We start from the raw sequence: 1,972 nt of genomic DNA, 5'->3' as shown, positions 1-1,972 counted from the left end.
ACTGCTCTTTAACAATTTATCAGACAATCTGTGTGGGCACTCAAAGTGACATGGATTCTTAACGTCGCAAGACGAAAAATGAATACCAAGTCTCTGAGTGAACATACGTAATTCATTACGAAGTTTAATTCACGAGCATCAAACTTAAATTGAAGAGTTTGATCATGGCTCAGATTGAACGCTGGCGGCAGGCCTAACACATGCAAGTCGAGCGGCAGCGGAAAGTAGCTTGCTACTTTGCCGGCGAGCGGCGGACGGGTGAGTAATGTCTGGGAAACTGCCTGATGGAGGGGGATAACTACTGGAAACGGTAGCTAATACCGCATAACGTCGCAAGACCAAAGAGGGGGACCTTCGGGCCTCTTGCCATCAGATGTGCCCAGATGGGATTAGCTAGTAGGTGGGGTAACGGCTCACCTAGGCGACGATCCCTAGCTGGTCTGAGAGGATGACCAGCCACACTGGAACTGAGACACGGTCCAGACTCCTACGGGAGGCAGCAGTGGGGAATATTGCACAATGGGCGCAAGCCTGATGCAGCCATGCCGCGTGTATGAAGAAGGCCTTCGGGTTGTAAAGTACTTTCAGCGGGGAGGAAGGCGTTGAGGTTAATAACCTCAGCGATTGACGTTACCCGCAGAAGAAGCACCGGCTAACTCCGTGCCAGCAGCCGCGGTAATACGGAGGGTGCAAGCGTTAATCGGAATTACTGGGCGTAAAGCGCACGCAGGCGGTCTGTCAAGTCGGATGTGAAATCCCCGGGCTCAACCTGGGAACTGCATTCGAAACTGGCAGGCTAGAGTCTTGTAGAGGGGGGTAGAATTCCAGGTGTAGCGGTGAAATGCGTAGAGATCTGGAGGAATACCGGTGGCGAAGGCGGCCCCCTGGACAAAGACTGACGCTCAGGTGCGAAAGCGTGGGGAGCAAACAGGATTAGATACCCTGGTAGTCCACGCCGTAAACGATGTCGACTTGGAGGTTGTGCCCTTGAGGCGTGGCTTCCGGAGCTAACGCGTTAAGTCGACCGCCTGGGGAGTACGGCCGCAAGGTTAAAACTCAAATGAATTGACGGGGGCCCGCACAAGCGGTGGAGCATGTGGTTTAATTCGATGCAACGCGAAGAACCTTACCTACTCTTGACATCCAGAGAACTTAGCAGAGATGCTTTGGTGCCTTCGGGAACTCTGAGACAGGTGCTGCATGGCTGTCGTCAGCTCGTGTTGTGAAATGTTGGGTTAAGTCCCGCAACGAGCGCAACCCTTATCCTTTGTTGCCAGCGGTTAGGCCGGGAACTCAAAGGAGACTGCCAGTGATAAACTGGAGGAAGGTGGGGATGACGTCAAGTCATCATGGCCCTTACGAGTAGGGCTACACACGTGCTACAATGGCGCATACAAAGAGAAGCGACCTCGCGAGAGCAAGCGGACCTCATAAAGTGCGTCGTAGTCCGGATTGGAGTCTGCAACTCGACTCCATGAAGTCGGAATCGCTAGTAATCGTAGATCAGAATGCTACGGTGAATACGTTCCCGGGCCTTGTACACACCGCCCGTCACACCATGGGAGTGGGTTGCAAAAGAAGTAGGTAGCTTAACCTTCGGGAGGGCGCTTACCACTTTGTGATTCATGACTGGGGTGAAGTCGTAACAAGGTAACCGTAGGGGAACCTGCGGTTGGATCACCTCCTTACCTTAAAGAACCTGCCTTTGYAGTGCTCACACAGATTGTCTGATGAAAAGTAAATAGCAAGGCGTCTTGCGATTGAGACTTTACGTCCCCTTCGTCTAGAGGCCCAGGACACCGCCCTTTCACGGCGGTAACAGGGGTTCGAATCCCCTAGGGGACGCCACTTGCTGGTTCGTGAGTGAAAGTCACCGGCCGTCATATCTCAAAACTCATCTTCGGGTGACGTTTGAGATATTTGCTCTTTAAAAATCTGGATCAAGCTGAAAATTGAAACGACACATCTTAAT

General features: G+C 52.3%; 1 tRNA gene and 1 rRNA gene. Both read left to right on the top strand.

Annotation, left to right across the window (positions count from 1 at the left end):
• The first annotated feature begins 146 nt into the window (after positions 1-146).
• Positions 147-1,688 (top strand): 16S ribosomal RNA (locus tag ADJ24_RS21910).
• 84 nt (positions 1,689-1,772) lie between these two features.
• A tRNA-Glu gene (locus tag ADJ24_RS21905) sits at positions 1,773-1,848 on the top strand.
• Positions 1,849-1,972: the final 124 nt, after the last annotated feature.

This window comes from Enterobacter sp. 940_PEND (genome assembly GCF_001059415.1).
In the GTDB taxonomy this organism is placed as follows: Bacteria; Pseudomonadota; Gammaproteobacteria; order Enterobacterales; family Enterobacteriaceae; genus Enterobacter; species Enterobacter cloacae_M.
This window is presented reverse-complemented; position numbering and strand designations above follow the sequence as displayed.